This is a genomic window from Bradyrhizobium cosmicum (assembly GCF_032290525.1).
Taxonomy (GTDB): Bacteria; Pseudomonadota; Alphaproteobacteria; order Rhizobiales; family Xanthobacteraceae; genus Bradyrhizobium; species Bradyrhizobium cosmicum_A.
In genome coordinates, this window is record NZ_JASXTA010000003.1 from 267,217 (window position 1) to 281,973 (window position 14,757).

Below are 14,757 nucleotides of genomic sequence, written 5' to 3' on the forward strand. Positions count from 1 at the left end.
ACGATGGAGCTATTCACCAACCAAGTGCTGGCCGGCATCGCCACCGGCGCGATCTATGCCTGTATGGCGCTGGCCGTGGTCATGATCTACCAGGCGATCGACCATCTCAACTTCGCGCAGGGCGAGATGGCGATGTTCTCGACCTTCATCTCCTGGCAGTTGATGCAGTGGGGCGTGCCGTACTGGGCCGCTTTCGTGATCACGCTGGCGCTCTCCTTCGTCGCCGGCATCGCGATCGAGCGCATCCTGTTCAAGCCGCTGGTAAAGGCACCGGTTCTCACCAACGTCGCCGGCTTCATCGCGCTGTTCGCGATCATCAACTCCTCGGCCGGCCTGATCTGGGACTTCACCATCAAGCAGTATCCGACCCCGTTCGGCTCCTCGCCGTTCCTGGGCAGTCAGCTGATCTCGACCCACCAGGCCGGCATGATCGGCGTCACCGTGCTGCTGCTGCTCGGCCTCTACTTCTTCTTCCAGTACACGCGGATCGGCCTTGCCATGCGCGCGGCCGCCTCCGTGCCTGAATCGGCTCGCCTCGTCGGCATCAACACGTCCTGGATGATCGCGCTCGGCTGGGGCATGGCGACCGCGATCGGCGCGATCGCCGGCATGCTGATCGCCCCGGTCGTGTTCCTCGAGCCCAACATGATGGGCGGCGTGCTGATCTACGGCTTCGCCGCCGCGGTGCTCGGCGGACTGACCAGCCCGTTCGGCGCCGTGGTCGGCGGCTTCCTGGTCGGCGTCTTCGAGAACCTCGCAGGCACCTACATCCCCGGCGTCGGCAACGAGCTGAAGCTCCCGATCGCGCTCGCGCTGATCATCTCCGTCCTGGTCGTCAAACCGGCTGGCCTGTTCGGCCGGCACATCGTCAAGCGAGTTTGATCATGAGCGCTGCAGAAGAAGTCGTTGAAGGCCACCAGGCGGTCGAGGCCGTTCCGAAGCGGGCCATGACGCTGGGCACCGGCACCTCGCTGGTGGTGCTCGCCGCCCTGCTCATCGCGCCCGTCTTCGTCAAGAACTTCATCATCTTCCAGATGACGATGCTCCTGATCTACGGGCTTGCGGTGCTGGCGCTGAACATCCTGACCGGCGGCTCCGGCCAGTTCTCGCTCGGCCAGAGCGCGTTCTACGCCGTCGGCGCCTATACGACCGCGGTGCTGATGGAGCATTTCAACGTCAATTACGCCCTGACCTTGCCGATCGCCGGCGTGGTCTGCTTCGGCTTCGGCTTCCTGTTCGGGCAGCCGGCGCTGCGGCTCTCCGGCGTCTACCTGGCGCTTGCGACCTTCGCGCTCGCCACCGCCATGCCGCAGCTTCTGAAGCTGAACTTCCTCGAGCATTGGACCGGCGGCGTGCAGGGCCTCGTCGTCACCAAGCCCGATGCGCCGTTCGGACTGAAGATGTCGCAGGACATGTGGCTGTACTACTTCACGCTCGTGGTCGTGATCGCGATCTACATCTTCGCGGTGAACCTGCTGCGCTCCCGCTCGGGCCGCGCCTTCATGGCGATCCGCGACAACGAGATCGCCGCCTCCGCCATGGGCGTCGACGTCGCGCTGTACAAGACGCTGGCCTTCGGCGTGTCGGCTGCGATCACCGGCATCGCCGGCTCGCTCGGCGCGATCGCGGTGCAGTTCGTCGCGCCTGACAGCTACACCATCACGCTGGCGATCTCGCTGTTCCTCGGCATGGTCGTCGGCGGCGTGGGCTGGCTGCCGGGCTCGATCGTCGGCGCCGCCTTCATCATCTTCGTGCCGAACATCGCGGAGGGCATCTCCAAGGGCCTCTCCGGCGCTGTGTTCGGCGTCCTGCTGTTCCTCGTCATCTACCTCGTGCCGCATGGCGCCAGGCAGGTCGCGATCGTTGGCCAGCAACTCGTCGGCCGGCTCAAAAAGAACTGACGACTCGTTAATTAAACCAAGGAGACCCGAATTGCTTTTTGAAAGAACACTGCGAACCGCTGCGCTGGTCACGGCAACGGCGGTCATTACCTTCACCTCCGGCGCAGCACTTGCCCAGAAAAAATACGACACCGGCGCGTCCGATACCGAGATCAAGATCGGCAACATCATGCCGTACAGCGGTCCGGCGTCGGCCTATGGCATCATCGGCAAGACCGAAGAAGCCTATTTCAAGATGATCAACGACAAAGGCGGCATCAACGGCCGCAAGATCAACTTCGTCACCTACGACGACGGCTATTCGCCGCCGAAGGCCGTGGAGCAGGTCCGCAAGCTGGTCGAGAGCGACGAAGTGCTGGCCGTATTCAACCCGCTCGGCACGCCTTCGAACAGCGCGATCCAGAAATACCTGAACGCCAAGAAGATTCCGCAGCTGTTCGTCGCCACCGGCGCCACCAAGTGGAACGACCCGAAGAACTTCCCCTGGACCATGGGCTGGCAGCCCTCCTACCAGAGCGAAGCGCAGATCTATGCGAAATGGCTCTTGAAGGAGAAGCCCGACGCCAAGGTCGCGATCCTCTATCAGAACGACGATTTCGGTAAGGACTACCTTAAGGGCACCAAGGACGGCTTCGGCGCCAAGGCTTCCTCCATGATCATCATGGAGGAGAGCTATGAGGTGTCCGAGCCTTCGATCGACGGCCACATCGTCAAGATCAAGGCGGCCAATCCTGACGTGCTGCTGATCTACGCGACGCCCAAATTCGCCGCCCAGACCATTAAAAAGACGGCCGAGCTCACCTGGAAGCCGCTCCAGATCCTGACCAACGTCTCGATCTCGGTCGGCAGCGTGATGAAGCCGGCCGGCCTCGATAACGCCCAGGGCGTGCTGTCGGCGGCCTACGCCAAGGACGGCACCGACCCGCAGTGGAATAACGATCCCGGCATGAAGAAGTGGTCCGAGTTCCTCGACAAGTACATGCCCGGCGCAGACAAGACCGACACCAGCATCGTCTACGGTTACGGCGCGGCATCGACGCTGGCCAAGGTCCTGGAGATGTGCGGCGACGATTTGACCCGGGCCAACATCATGAAGCAGGCGGCGTCGCTGAAGGATTTCGCGCCGGACACCCTGCTTCCCGGCGTCAAGATCAACACCAGCGCCACCGACTTCGCTCCGATTTCGCAGCTCCAGATGCAGCGCTTCAAGGGCGAGAAGTGGGAACTGTTCGGCGAGATCATCAGCGGCGACGTCCCCACCGACTGACACGCTGACGCAATAGTCCAAACCCACGCAGCCCCCGCGAACGATCGCGGGGGCTTTTTGTTGACGTCCGCCGTCAATCTTGTTCAATGCGGCGCCGATCCAGCCCCGGGGTAGGAGAACAATGACTGCCGTTCGATTTCAGGTTGCGGCCATCTGGGCCGCACTTTCGTTGTGCACTGCGATGACTGGCCCGGTGGTGGCGCAAAAGAAATACGACAGCGGCGCTTCCGATACCGAGATCAAGATCGGCAATATCATGCCCTATAGCGGGCCGGCCTCCGCCTATGCCGCGATCGGCAAGACCGAGCAAGCCTATTTCAACAAGATCAATGCCGAGGGCGGCATCAACGGCCGCAAGCTCAGGTTCATCTCCTACGACGACGCCTATTCGCCGCCGAAGACGGTGGAGCAGGCGCGCAAGCTGGTCGAGAGCGATAACGTGCTGCTGATCTTCGGCTCGCTCGGCACCTCCACCAACGGCGCGATCCGCAAATACATGAACGAGAAGAAGGTGCCGCAGCTGTTCGTGGCGAGCGGCGCCTCCAAGTGGAACGATCCGAAGCAGTACCCGTGGACCATGGGCTGGCAGCCGAGCTACGCCAGCGAGGCGCGCATCTACGCCAAGTACCTGATGAAGGAGAAGCCGGACGCGAAGATCGGCGTGCTCTACCAGAACGACGATTTCGGCAAGGACTATCTGAAGGGATTGAAGGAGGGTTTCGGCGCGAAGGCGTCGATGATCGTGCTCGCGGACAGTTACGACACCTCGGAGCCGGCGATCGACGAGCACGTCGTGAAGCTGAAGGCCTCGGGCGCCGATGTCTTCATCAGCATCACCACGCCGAAATTCGCCGCGCAGGCGATCAAGAAGGCGGCCGAGATCAACTGGCATCCGGTCCACATCATCTCCAACGTCTCCGCGTCGGTCGGCGGCGTGCTCGAGCCGGCGGGCCTCGAGATATCGCAAGGCATCCTGTCGGCGAGCTACACCAAGGACGGCTCCGACCCGCAATGGAACGCCGATGACGGCATGAAGAAGTTCTACAATTTCCTCGCGCAATACGATCCCCAGGCCAACAAGCTCGATGCCGGCGTAGTGTTCGGCTATGCCGCGGCGCAGACCATGGTGAAGGTGCTGCAGATGTGCGGCGACGAGCTCACCCATGAGAACGTCATGAAGCAGGCCGCTTCCTTGAAGGATTTCGAGCCCGATACGCTCTTGCCCGGCATCAAGATCAACACCGCGCCGGACAATTTCGCGCCGATCGAGCAGCTCCAGATGATGCGGTTCAAGGGCAAGAAATGGGAGCTGTTCGGCGACATCATCTCGAGCGAGCCGGGACATTGAGCTCTTCGAGAATGGCGCAACTTGAAGTCGCCCTAGAAGAGTAGCGCAATTCAGGATCAATTCGTTAACGCAAGCTACGAGTTTCACTACTCGGAATATTCCGCGCCGCATCGATCAAATTGCGCGCGCTGCGACAGTTGCCGAGGCGTTTTTCTTGCTGGCCCGACAGGAAGGGTATTCAATGTGCGCAGGAGCGACGCAAACGAGCGCTCCCGATCAAAATAAAAGACACATTGAAACCGACCAAGGGAGAACAAGATGCCTGCAATGCATGTGCGGCTGGGGGCCCTTGCGGCCGCCCTCGCAGTGGCTGCTGCCTTTTCCACCGCAGCGTCAGCGCAAAAGAAATACGACACCGGCGCGTCCGACACCGAAATCAAGATCGGCAACATCATGCCCTATAGCGGCCCCGCTTCGGCCTATGGCGTGATTGGCAAGACCCAGGAAGCCTACTTCAGGAAGATCAATGCGGAGGGCGGGATCAACGGCCGCAAGATCAACTTCATCAGCTACGACGATGCCTACTCGCCGCCGAAGACGGTGGAGCAGGCGCGCAAGCTTGTCGAAAGCGACGAAGTGCTGCTGATCTTCAACTCGCTCGGCACGCCGCCGAACTCAGCGATCCAGAAGTACATGAACTCCAAGAAGGTGCCGCAGTTGTTCGTCGCCACCGGGGCCACGAAATGGAACGATCCGCAGAACTTCCCCTGGACCATGGGCTGGCAGCCCAACTACCAGAGCGAATCCATCATCTACGCCAAATACATCCTGAAGAACCATCCCGACGCCAAGATTGCCGTGCTGTATCAGAATGACGACTACGGCAAGGACTATCTGAAGGGATTCAAGGACGGGCTCGGCGCCAAGGCCGCCTCGATGATTGTAGTCGAGGAAAGCTATGAGGTCTCGGAGCCGACCGTCGACTCTCACATTGTCAAACTCAAATCGATCGGGGCTGACGTCTTCTTCAACATCAGCACGCCGAAATTCGCCGCGCAGGCGATCAAGAAGAATGCGGAGATCGGCTGGAAGCCGATCCACTTCCTCAACAACGTGTCGGCATCGATCGGCAGCGTGATCAAACCGGCCGGCTTCGAGGCTGCGCAGGGCATCATCTCGTCGCAATACTTCAAAGACCCGACCGACCCGCAATGGAAGAACGACCCCAGCATGAAGGCCTGGAACGAATTCCTCGACAAATACTATCCGGAGGCAAACCGGGCCGACGCCTCGGTCATGTACGGCTATATCGTCTCGCAAGGGCTCGTGCACGTATTGAAGGCTTGCGGTGATAATCTGACCCGCGAGAACGTCATGAAGCAGGCCGCCAGCCTGAGAGATTTCGAACCGGCCGGACTACTTCCGGGAGTCAAGGTTAACACCAGCCCCACGGACTTCGCCCCCATCTCGCAGGTGCAACTGGAGCGGTTCAAGGGCGAGACCTGGGAGCTGTTCGGCGAAGTGATCAGCGGTGACGTCGGCGGGTAAACTCGCCCACCGCCGGTCAATGACTATTAAAGAAGCAGCCCCTGCGACCAGGTCGCAGGGGCTTTGTCTTGAAGCTGTCTGCCAAATCGTATTGAATTGACGCTGCGTCGCCAAAAACAATCAAGACAAGAAAAGGGATGCACACACCAAGAAAATAGGGAGATAGGAATGCCCGCTGTCACCGGCAAAATTGCGGCCGCGTCACTGGCACTTGCGCTCATTGCGTCCTCGGCCTCTACTGCATCGGCCCAGAAGAAATACGACACCGGCGCGACCGACACCGAGATCAAGATCGGCAACATCATGCCCTATAGCGGACCGGCGTCCGCCTACGGCATCATCGGGCGGACCGAAGCCGCCTATTTCAAGAAGATCAACGACGAAGGCGGCATCAATGGCCGCAAGATCAATTTCATCTCGTACGACGACGCCTATTCGCCGCCGAAGACGGTGGAGCAGGCGCGCAAGCTGGTCGAGAGCGACGAGGTGCTGTTCATCTTCAACTCGCTCGGCACGCCGCCGAACTCGGCAATCCACAAATACATGAACTCGAAGAAGGTGCCGCAGCTGTTCGTCGCCACGGGCGCCACCAAGTGGAACGATCCGCAGAACTTCCCCTGGACCATGGGCTGGCAGCCCAACTACCAGAGCGAGACGCAGATCTATGCGAAGTGGCTGCTCAAGAACAAGCCGGACGCCAAGATCGCCGTGCTCTACCAGAACGACGATTACGGCAAGGACTATCTGAAGGGCCTGAAGGACGGTCTGGGAGCGAAGGCTGCCTCGATGATCGTGATCGAGGAGAGCTACGAGACCTCGGAGCCGACCATCGACAATCACATCGTCAAGCTGAAGTCGACCGGCGCCGACGTCTTCATGAACATCACGACGCCGAAATTCGCGGCGCAGGCGATCAAGAAGAACTCAGAGATCGGCTGGAAGCCGCTGCACTTCCTCAACAACGTCTCGGCCTCCGTCGGCAGCGTGATGAAGCCCGCCGGCTTCGAGAACGGCCAGGACATCATCTCGGCCGACTATCTCAAGGACGTGTCGGATCCCGCGTGGACCAACGATCCCGGCATGAAGGACTTTTTGGCGTTCATGACCAAATACTTCCCCGAAGGCGACAAGCTCGATAAGGGCACCATCGTCGGCTATGCCGTAGCCCAGACGCTGGTTCAGGTCTTGAAGCAGTGCGGCGACGATCTCACGCGCGAGAACCTCATGAAGCAGGCGGCGAGTCTAAAGGACTTCCGCACCGAGGCGCTGTTGCCGGGCGTGAAGATCAACACCTCGCCGACCGATTTCGCGCCGATCAGCCAGCTCCAACTCGAGAAGTTCAAGGGCGAGAAGTGGGAACTGTTCGGCGACGTGATCAGCGCCGACGCGGGCGGCTAGCCGGCTCGGCCAGATGACGATGAGAGCCCCCTGCGAGATGATCGCAGGGGGTTTTGCTGCGCCGATTATGATCACGCGATTGCACAATCGAATGATGGCAAAGCCCGCTTACGCTTTCGCGCCCGATGCGGTAGGCAGATGGACGGCGATTTCGTCGCCATTGTTCTAGTCCGCCGAAGGCTTTTCGTCATGACCGACCGACGTCCGCTGCTCCGCGCGCTCTACGACGCCGCCGTTGCCGCCGCGCATCCGAGTACAATTCTGGCGCCGCACTTGCGGCCCGCACCGAAGGGACGCGTGATCTGCCTTGCCGCCGGCAAGGGCGCGGGCGCAATGGCCGCCGCGGCCGAGCGGCATTATCTCGACACGCTCAAGCTTGCGCCGGAGCGCCTCGTCGGCATCGCCACCACGCGCCACGGCTATGGCGTGCCGACGCGCCGGATCCGCGTGGTCGAGGCCGGCCACCCCGTGCCTGACGAGGCCGGCCTCAAGGGCGCCGCCGACACGCTCGCGCTCGCCGGCGAGGCCGGGCCGGACGATCTGCTTCTGGTGCTGCTGACCGGCGGCGGCTCGGCGAACTGGATCGCGCCGGTGGACGGCATCAGCTTTGCGCAGAAGCAGGCGGTCAACAAGGCGCTGCTGCGTTCCGGCGCGCCGATCGGCGAGATGAATGTCGTGCGCAAGCATCTCTCGCGCATCAAGGGCGGCCGTCTCGCGCGCGCCGGCAAGAATGCCGCCGAGATCGTCACCCTCGCGATCTCCGACGTGCCGCATGACGATCCGTCCGCGATCGCGTCCGGTCCCACCGTGCCGGACCCGACCACGCTGGCCGATGCGCGCGCGATCGTCGCGAAGTACAGGCTCGCCGTCGACGATGCCGTCCGCCGCGCGCTCGACGATCCCAATAGCGAAAGCTGCAAGCCAGGCGATGCCGCCTTTGCGCGCGCGTCATTCGAATTGATCGCTCGCCCCAAGCAGTCGCTCGATGCCGCGGTGAAGCTCGCCAAGGACGCCGGCTACGAGACGATCGATCTCGGCGCCGATCTCGAAGGCGAAGCGCGCGAGGTCGCCGCCGACCACGCAAGGCTCGCGCTCGAGGCCCGCGCGCAGGGCAAGCGCGTTGCGATCCTCTCCGGCGGCGAGCTCACGGTCACCGTCCGCGGCCATGGGCGCGGCGGCCCCAACCAGGAATACGCGCTGGCGCTCGCCGCACTGCTCAAGGACACGCCCGATATCTCCGCGCTTGCCGGCGACACCGACGGCGCCGACGGCGGCGCCGGCCATCCCACCGACCCCGCCGGCGCGCTGATCGACGCCGCCACCTTCGCGAAGATGAAGGCACAGGGGCTCCAGCCGCAGGCCTATCTGGACAACAACGACGCGACCACGTTCTTCGAGACGACCGGAGATCTGCTGATGCCAGGCCCGACGCTGACCAACGTCAACGACATTCGCGTGATTTTGGTGGATTGAGGCCCCTGCTCCAATGACGGTGTCATTCCCCGCGAAGGCGGGGAATCCAGTACGCCGCGGCCCATCCGTATCCTACCGCGGCCTCTGGAATACTGGATCGTCCGGTCAAGCCGGACGATGACAGCCGGGCCAGAGCACAGCCCTCAGAACTCGTTCGCGATCTTCGCGAGCATGGCGAGCAGGGCTTCGCGGTTGGCTTGCCCGAGCAGCTCGTTCAGCCGCGACTCGTGCTTGGTGGCGACGAGCTTCTTGGCGCGCGTCAGCACAGCCTTGCCCTTGTCGGTCAGCACCAGGATGTGCGAGCGACGATCGTTGGTGGAGCGGATCCGCGCGCAGAGATCGCGGCTCTCCAGATTGTCGAGCATGGCCACGAAGTTCGGGCGCAGGATGCCGAGGGTGGAGGCGATCTCGGTCTGGTTACGGCCCGGATTCTTCTCGACCAGCAGCAGCACGGAGAACTGCGCGGGCGTGAGCTGGAGCGAGGCCATGCAGCGCAGGAAGTTCTCGAACACCTTGAGCTGTGCCCGCTTCAGGACATAGCCGAGCTGTTCGGAGAGCTCACCAAGCTGGAGGGCTTCAGCGTGATTCTGGCCTTGCGCCTCGGCCGCGTCCTTGCGGACCTTGGCCGCGCCGCCGGGCTTTTCGGAAGACTTTTCAGCGGTTCTGGAAACGGTCATCGCCTCGTGCTCGTAATCCCGCTAAATTCGGGTCGGGTCGTTCCCACCCTTGATGTTATATTTGATAATTGTTATGGACCATATCAAATATCGTCAGTCCTTTTCAATGGCTGTGAGCGGGCCGTCCACCGCAATCGCGGAAACCGGTCCTTGATCTTTAGGGGGAGCGTCCGGTCTTGAATACCACCATCATGCTGTTCCTGCTGCAGGACGGCATCACCAATGGCGCTATCTACGCGCTGCTCGGCCTGGCGCTGGTGCTGGTGTTCGCCGTCACCCGCGTGATCCTCATCCCCCAGGGCGAATTCGTCACCTATGGGGCGCTGACCTATGCCTCGCTGGCCGCGGGCCAGATGCCGGGCACGGCAAAGCTCGCGCTCGCTTTGGGCCTCGGCGCCTTCGCCTTCGACCTGTTCGTCGCGCGCAAGGCGCTGCACGGCCGGCTGATCCTGCGCAGCGTCATCACCAACATCGTGCTGCCGGCCATCGTGCTGGCGCTGACCGTTTACTTCGCCAGCCAGAAGCCGCCGGTCGCGGTCTGCATCGCGCTGTCGCTGGTGATCGTCGCGATGATCGGCCTGTATCTCTACCGTATCGCCTTCCAGCCGCTGGCGCACACCTCCGTGCTGGTGCTGCTGATCGCATCGGTGGGCGTCCATCTCGCACTTCAGGGATTGGGCCTGCTGTTCTTCGGCGCCGAAGGCCAGCGCGGACCCGCCGTGCTGTCCGGATCTTTCACCGCCGGCGCACTGCGCTTCACCGGGCAGAGCATCGCCGTCTACGGCATCACCATCGCCTTCATCGTCGGGCTCTGGCTGTTCTTCGGGCTGACGCTCTACGGCAAGGCGCTGCGCGCGACCGCCGTGAACCGGCTCGGGGCGCGGCTTGCGGGCATCCGCACCACGCTGTCGGGGCAGATCGCATTCCTGCTGGCGTCCGTGATCGGCGCGCTGTCGGGCATCATGATCGTGCCGATCACGACGCTCTATTACGACTCCGGCTTCCTGATCGGCCTGAAAGGCTTCGTCGCCGCGATCATCGGCGGTCTCGTCAGCTACCCCCTTACCGCAGTCGCAGCGCTGGTCGTCGGCATCGTCGAGGCGTTCTCGTCGTTTTACGCCTCCAACTACAAGGAGGTGATCGTTTTCATGCTGTTGATCCCGGTGCTGCTGTTGCGCTCGCTCGCCGCGCCCGCGGTCGAGGAAGAGAAGGACTGACGCCAAGATGCAGAGCCGTCTCCCCATCCTCATCTTCGCATCTGCGATGGCGGCGATCCCGTTTGTCCCCGGCATGCCGCCGTTCTGGATCGTGCTGCTCGACAATATCGGCCTTGCCGCCCTGGTCGCGATGGGCCTCGTGCTGCTGACCGGCGTCGGCGGCCTGACCTCGTTCGGCCAGGCCGCTTTCGTCGGCTTCGGCGCCTACACCAGTGCGGTGCTGTCGACGGCCTACGGAATGTCGCCCTGGCTGACGCTGCCGCTGTCGCTCCTGGTCAGCGGATCGCTGGCGGTGCTGCTCGGCCTCGTCACGGTCCGCCTCTCCGGCCACTATTTGCCGCTCGGCACGCTCGCCTGGGGCCTCGGCCTGTTCTACCTGTTCAGCAAGCTCGAATTTCTGGGGCGCAACGACGGCATCTCGGCGATTCCGCCGCTGTCAATCGGGACGTTCAAGATGCTCTCGCCCGGCTCGATCTATTACGCGATCTGGGTCGCCGTGATCGTCTCGGCCGTGCTGACGATGAACCTGCTGGACTCCCGCACCGGCCGCGCCATCCGTGCGCTGCGCCGCGGACACGTCGCGGCCGAGGCGTTCGGCGTGCACACGCCGCGGGCAAAGCTGCTGGTGTTCATCCATGCCGCGGTGCTCGCCGGCCTGTCCGGCTGGCTCTACGCCCATCTTCAGCGCGCGGTGAACCCGACGCCGTTCGGCGCGCAGGCCGGCATCGAATATCTCTTCATCGCGGTGGTCGGCGGCGCCGGCTATGTCTGGGGCGGCGTGCTCGGGGCGGCCATCGTCGTGGTGCTGAAAGAGGTGCTGCAGAGCTATTTGCCGCTGATCCTGCCCGGCTCCGGCCAGGTCGAGACCATCGTGTTCGGCATCATGCTGGTGGCGCTGCTGCAACTCGCGCCCGGCGGCCTCTGGCCGTGGCTGATGTCGTTCCTGCCCGAGCGCACCCGCGGCAAGAAGCCGGACACCTCGCTGAAACTGGAACAGCGGACCCGCGCTCCCGGGGAGACCAGCGTCCTGCTCCAGGTCGAGAAGGCGCGAAAACAGTTCGGCGGCGTGATCGCCGTCAACAACGTCTCCTTCGACGTCCAGGCGCGCGAGATCGTCGCGCTGATCGGGCCGAACGGCGCCGGCAAGAGCACCACGTTCAATTTGATCACCGGGGTGCTGTCGGCCACATCGGGCTCGATCTCGGTGCTCGGCAACAAGCTCGACAACGCGCCGCCGCAGGAGATCGTCAAGCTCGGCATCTCCCGCACCTTCCAGCACGTCAAGCTGGTCCCCGACATGACCGTGCTGGAGAACGTCGCGATCGGCGCGCATCTGCGCGGCCATTCCGGCCCGATCTCCTCGATGCTGCGGCTCGACCGCACCGATGAGGCAAAACTGCTCGCGGAAGCCGCCCGCCAGATCGAGCGCGTCGGCCTCGCCGAGCAGATGCACCAGCTTGCCGGCAGCCTCTCGCTCGGCCAGCAGCGCATCGTCGAGATCGCGCGTGCGCTGTGCGTCGATCCAATGCTGCTGCTGCTCGACGAGCCGGCCGCGGGCCTGCGCCACATGGAGAAGCAGCGCCTCGCAACGCTGCTGCGCGAGCTGCGCGACGGCGGCATGAGCGTGCTGCTGGTCGAGCACGACATGGGCTTCGTGATGAACCTCGCCGACCGCATCGTGGTGCTCGATTTCGGCACCAAGATCGCGGAGGGCACGCCCGCCACGATCAAGACCAACCCCGAAGTGATCAAGGCCTATCTCGGAGTGGCGGCATGAGCGCGCTGTTGTCCGTCACCGACGCGCATGTCGCCTATGGCAAGGTCGAGGCCGTGCGCGCGGTCTCGCTCGAGGTCGGCCAGAACCAGATCGTCACCATCGTCGGCGCCAACGGCGCCGGCAAGACCACGCTGCTCTCCGCTATCATGGGCATCCTGCCCCTGAAGGGCCGCGTCGCCTTCGCCGGCCAGGACCTCGCCCGGCTCGACATCGAGGATCGCGTCGCGATGGGGCTTGGCCTCGTCCCCGAGCACCGCGAATTGTTCGTGACCATGAATGTCGAGGACAATCTCGAGCTCGGCGCCTTCCGCATCGAGCGAAGCAGGGCGAAGGCCTCGATGGAGCGCGTCTACACGCTGTTTCCGCGGCTGAAGGAGCGCCGCAAGCAGCTCGCCGGCACGCTGTCCGGCGGCGAGCAGCAGATGCTCGCGATGGGCCGCGCGCTGATGGGCGAGCCCAAGCTCCTGATGCTGGATGAGCCGAGCCTCGGCCTCGCCCCCATCATCGTCGCCGACATCTTCCGCATCGTCGCCGAACTGCGCGCCGCCGGCGTCTCTGTGCTGCTGGTCGAGCAGAACGCGCAGGCCGCGCTGAAGATCGCGGATCAGGCCTATGTGATGGAGCTCGGCGAGTTCGTGCTCAGCGGCAAGGCTAGCGACATCGCCGCGAACGAGCGGGTGGCGGCGAGCTATCTCGGCTTCCAGCACGAAGGCGCAAGTGTGTTGTAAGCTGGTAGGGCCCTGTCAAGCTGGGGAGAGTGCGCGCAGGGCCAAGCGGCATCGTTCATCGCGCAGTACCGATGAGATGCGGAAAGTCCGCTTGAAGTTGCCCCTCTTGCGGTTACTGCGGCGCGCCATCGACTGCGAAGATACGAAAATGGCCATACCTTTCGCCGACGGTACGGGCGGCCTTGTATTCCGGCGAATGTCGCCACTTCATCATTTGTCCGACCGACTCCCATCGGACGAGAACGACACGTCCCTTCGGCGGATCTCCGTCGATTGAGACCCCGCTTCCGCCCCCGAGATAGCGTCCTCCGTACGTCTGAAGGCTCTCACGCGCCAGAGGAGCGAATTCCTTTGCGAACCCGGCGGGATCGATCACCGTGTTATCTTCGATCATATAAACGGGCGGCTGCGACTGCGCATGAAGAGCGTGAACGCCGAAGCTACCGATACCGATCCCCGCTGCCAGCGCCGCAGCCACCGCGAATGAATTCTTCATGATAGATTCCCTCCTGTCACTTCGATTGGGCGCCGAGCATGATCGGGGTGAGCTGGATTAGCTTGAGCGACTTCACCATCTTCTCCACTGTCGTCTTGTATTTCTTGAAATGATCCGATCCGAGGTGAGCTTCGTAGGCGCTCCTGTCCCGGTAGACCTCGAAGACCTTGACGTGGGTGGGGTCGCCTTTTTCGGAAACGGCGTACAGCACCAGGACGCCCGGCTCCTTGCGAATTGCCGCGTCGATCTGCTCCTGCACTGCGGCCCTGTAGGCATCCAATTGGACGGGATAGACCTCGATCTCCGCCACTTGGACGTACTGTTCGTCCGCCTGCTGGGCGCCGGCGCCGCCGGTGAGCGCCGTAGCCAGCATGGATGCGCCGAGAACAAAAAGCTGCTTTGCGATCACCATTTTCTCCTAACTGGCGCGATTGCCGAGCTTCATCTCGTTTCCGTTAGTTCACTTTGAGGCTGGGAGTTCGCGTCGCGCGGCACGAACTTGATGGTCGGGGAGCGGGCGCGGCTTCTCAGCCGAAATCAAGTTCGGCGGTATTGTTCGTCGCTTACCTTTTCCAACCAGTCGACGTTCTTGCCGTTGAGCGATTCCTGAATGGCGATGTGTGTCATCGCCGTCGTCGGCGACGCACCGTGCCAATGTCTCAAGCCGGGCGGAAACCAAACCACGTCGCCCGGACGGACTTCTTCGACGGGCCCGCCATCGCGCTGCACCCATCCCAGACCGGCCGTGATGATCAGCGTCTGGCCGAGCGGATGCGTGTGCCACGCCGTGCGTGCCCCGGGTTCGAAGGTGACTTGGCCACCGCCCACCCGCGCCGGGTCCGGCGCCTGAAACAGCGGATCCACGCGGACCGATCCGGTGAACCAGTCCGGAGAGCCTTTGGCGGAGGGCCGAGAGCCGTTTCGTTTAATGTCCATATCCATATGCGAACTCCTTTGCGCGTTCGCGCTGTCTGCGTTGGCGCTCGT

Annotated in this window: 14 protein-coding genes; 10 read left to right on the forward strand and 4 right to left on the reverse strand. The window is 63.1% G+C overall.

All coding sequences use genetic code 11. From position 1 onward, the window contains the following. Positions 1 to 3: 3 nt before the first annotated feature. From QSV46_RS07330 to QSV46_RS07360, 7 genes are all read left to right on the forward strand, one after another. Positions 4 to 882: a branched-chain amino acid ABC transporter permease gene (locus tag QSV46_RS07330; RefSeq protein ID WP_314948615.1), complete on the forward strand. Its 879-nt coding sequence runs from the start codon at positions 4 to 6 to the stop codon at positions 880 to 882. 2 nt (positions 883 to 884) lie between these two features. Further along, positions 885 to 1,901, forward strand: coding sequence for a branched-chain amino acid ABC transporter permease (locus tag QSV46_RS07335; protein WP_314948616.1), 1,017 nt, complete (start codon positions 885 to 887; stop codon positions 1,899 to 1,901). A 31-nt stretch (positions 1,902 to 1,932) separates the two neighbouring features. Next, a complete protein-coding gene (locus QSV46_RS07340) occupies positions 1,933 to 3,168 on the forward strand; it encodes an ABC transporter substrate-binding protein (protein WP_314948619.1) in 1,236 nt (411 codons plus the stop codon). 121 nt (positions 3,169 to 3,289) lie between these two features. Beyond that, positions 3,290 to 4,516, forward strand: a complete 1,227-nt coding sequence (locus tag QSV46_RS07345; protein ID WP_314948622.1) for an ABC transporter substrate-binding protein — start codon at positions 3,290 to 3,292, stop codon at positions 4,514 to 4,516. Between the two features lie 258 nt (positions 4,517 to 4,774). Further along, positions 4,775 to 6,004, forward strand: a complete 1,230-nt coding sequence (locus tag QSV46_RS07350) for an ABC transporter substrate-binding protein (RefSeq protein WP_314948625.1) — start codon at positions 4,775 to 4,777, stop codon at positions 6,002 to 6,004. Positions 6,005 to 6,172: 168 nt separating this feature from the next. Beyond that, positions 6,173 to 7,402: an ABC transporter substrate-binding protein gene (locus QSV46_RS07355; protein WP_314948627.1), complete on the forward strand. Its 1,230-nt coding sequence runs from the start codon at positions 6,173 to 6,175 to the stop codon at positions 7,400 to 7,402. Between the two features lie 189 nt (positions 7,403 to 7,591). Next, positions 7,592 to 8,875: a glycerate kinase gene (locus QSV46_RS07360; RefSeq protein WP_314948630.1), complete on the forward strand. Its 1,284-nt coding sequence runs from the start codon at positions 7,592 to 7,594 to the stop codon at positions 8,873 to 8,875. Positions 8,876 to 9,018: 143 nt separating this feature from the next. Here the strand turns inward: QSV46_RS07360 and QSV46_RS07365 are convergent, their stop codons facing one another. Then, positions 9,019 to 9,552 carry a MarR family winged helix-turn-helix transcriptional regulator gene (locus QSV46_RS07365; protein ID WP_314948632.1) on the reverse strand — a complete coding sequence of 178 codons (534 nt, stop codon included), beginning with the start codon at positions 9,550 to 9,552 and terminating at the stop codon, positions 9,019 to 9,021. Between the two features lie 176 nt (positions 9,553 to 9,728). Here QSV46_RS07365 and QSV46_RS07370 point away from each other — a divergent pair, with 176 nt between their 5' ends. The 3 genes from QSV46_RS07370 to QSV46_RS07380 are packed head-to-tail and all read left to right on the forward strand — an operon-like array spanning position 9,729 to position 13,274. Beyond that, entirely contained in the window at positions 9,729 to 10,769 is a 1,041-nt protein-coding gene (locus QSV46_RS07370) for a branched-chain amino acid ABC transporter permease (RefSeq protein WP_314948635.1), read from the forward strand. 7 nt (positions 10,770 to 10,776) lie between these two features. Beyond that, a complete protein-coding gene (locus QSV46_RS07375) occupies positions 10,777 to 12,546 on the forward strand; it encodes a branched-chain amino acid ABC transporter ATP-binding protein/permease (RefSeq protein WP_314948637.1) in 1,770 nt (589 codons plus the stop codon). Further along, complete coding sequence (locus tag QSV46_RS07380; protein ID WP_314948639.1) at positions 12,543 to 13,274, forward strand: ABC transporter ATP-binding protein; 732 nt, start codon at positions 12,543 to 12,545, stop codon at positions 13,272 to 13,274. The genes QSV46_RS07375 and QSV46_RS07380 overlap by 4 nt, the downstream gene beginning before the upstream one ends. Before the next feature lie 112 nt (positions 13,275 to 13,386). Here QSV46_RS07380 and QSV46_RS07385 read toward each other — a convergent pair whose 3' ends face one another. From QSV46_RS07385 to QSV46_RS07395, 3 genes are all read right to left on the reverse strand, one after another. Further along, the gene (locus QSV46_RS07385) at positions 13,387 to 13,770 is read right to left on the reverse strand and encodes a DUF1330 domain-containing protein (RefSeq protein WP_314948640.1); all 384 of its coding nucleotides are present in this window, start codon (positions 13,768 to 13,770) and stop codon (positions 13,387 to 13,389) included. A gap of 16 nt (positions 13,771 to 13,786) precedes the next feature. After that, complete coding sequence (locus QSV46_RS07390) at positions 13,787 to 14,182, reverse strand: putative quinol monooxygenase (protein WP_314948641.1); 396 nt, start codon at positions 14,180 to 14,182, stop codon at positions 13,787 to 13,789. Between the two features lie 125 nt (positions 14,183 to 14,307). Beyond that, positions 14,308 to 14,706: a cupin domain-containing protein gene (locus QSV46_RS07395; RefSeq protein WP_057847934.1), complete on the reverse strand. Its 399-nt coding sequence runs from the start codon at positions 14,704 to 14,706 to the stop codon at positions 14,308 to 14,310. Positions 14,707 to 14,757: the final 51 nt, after the last annotated feature.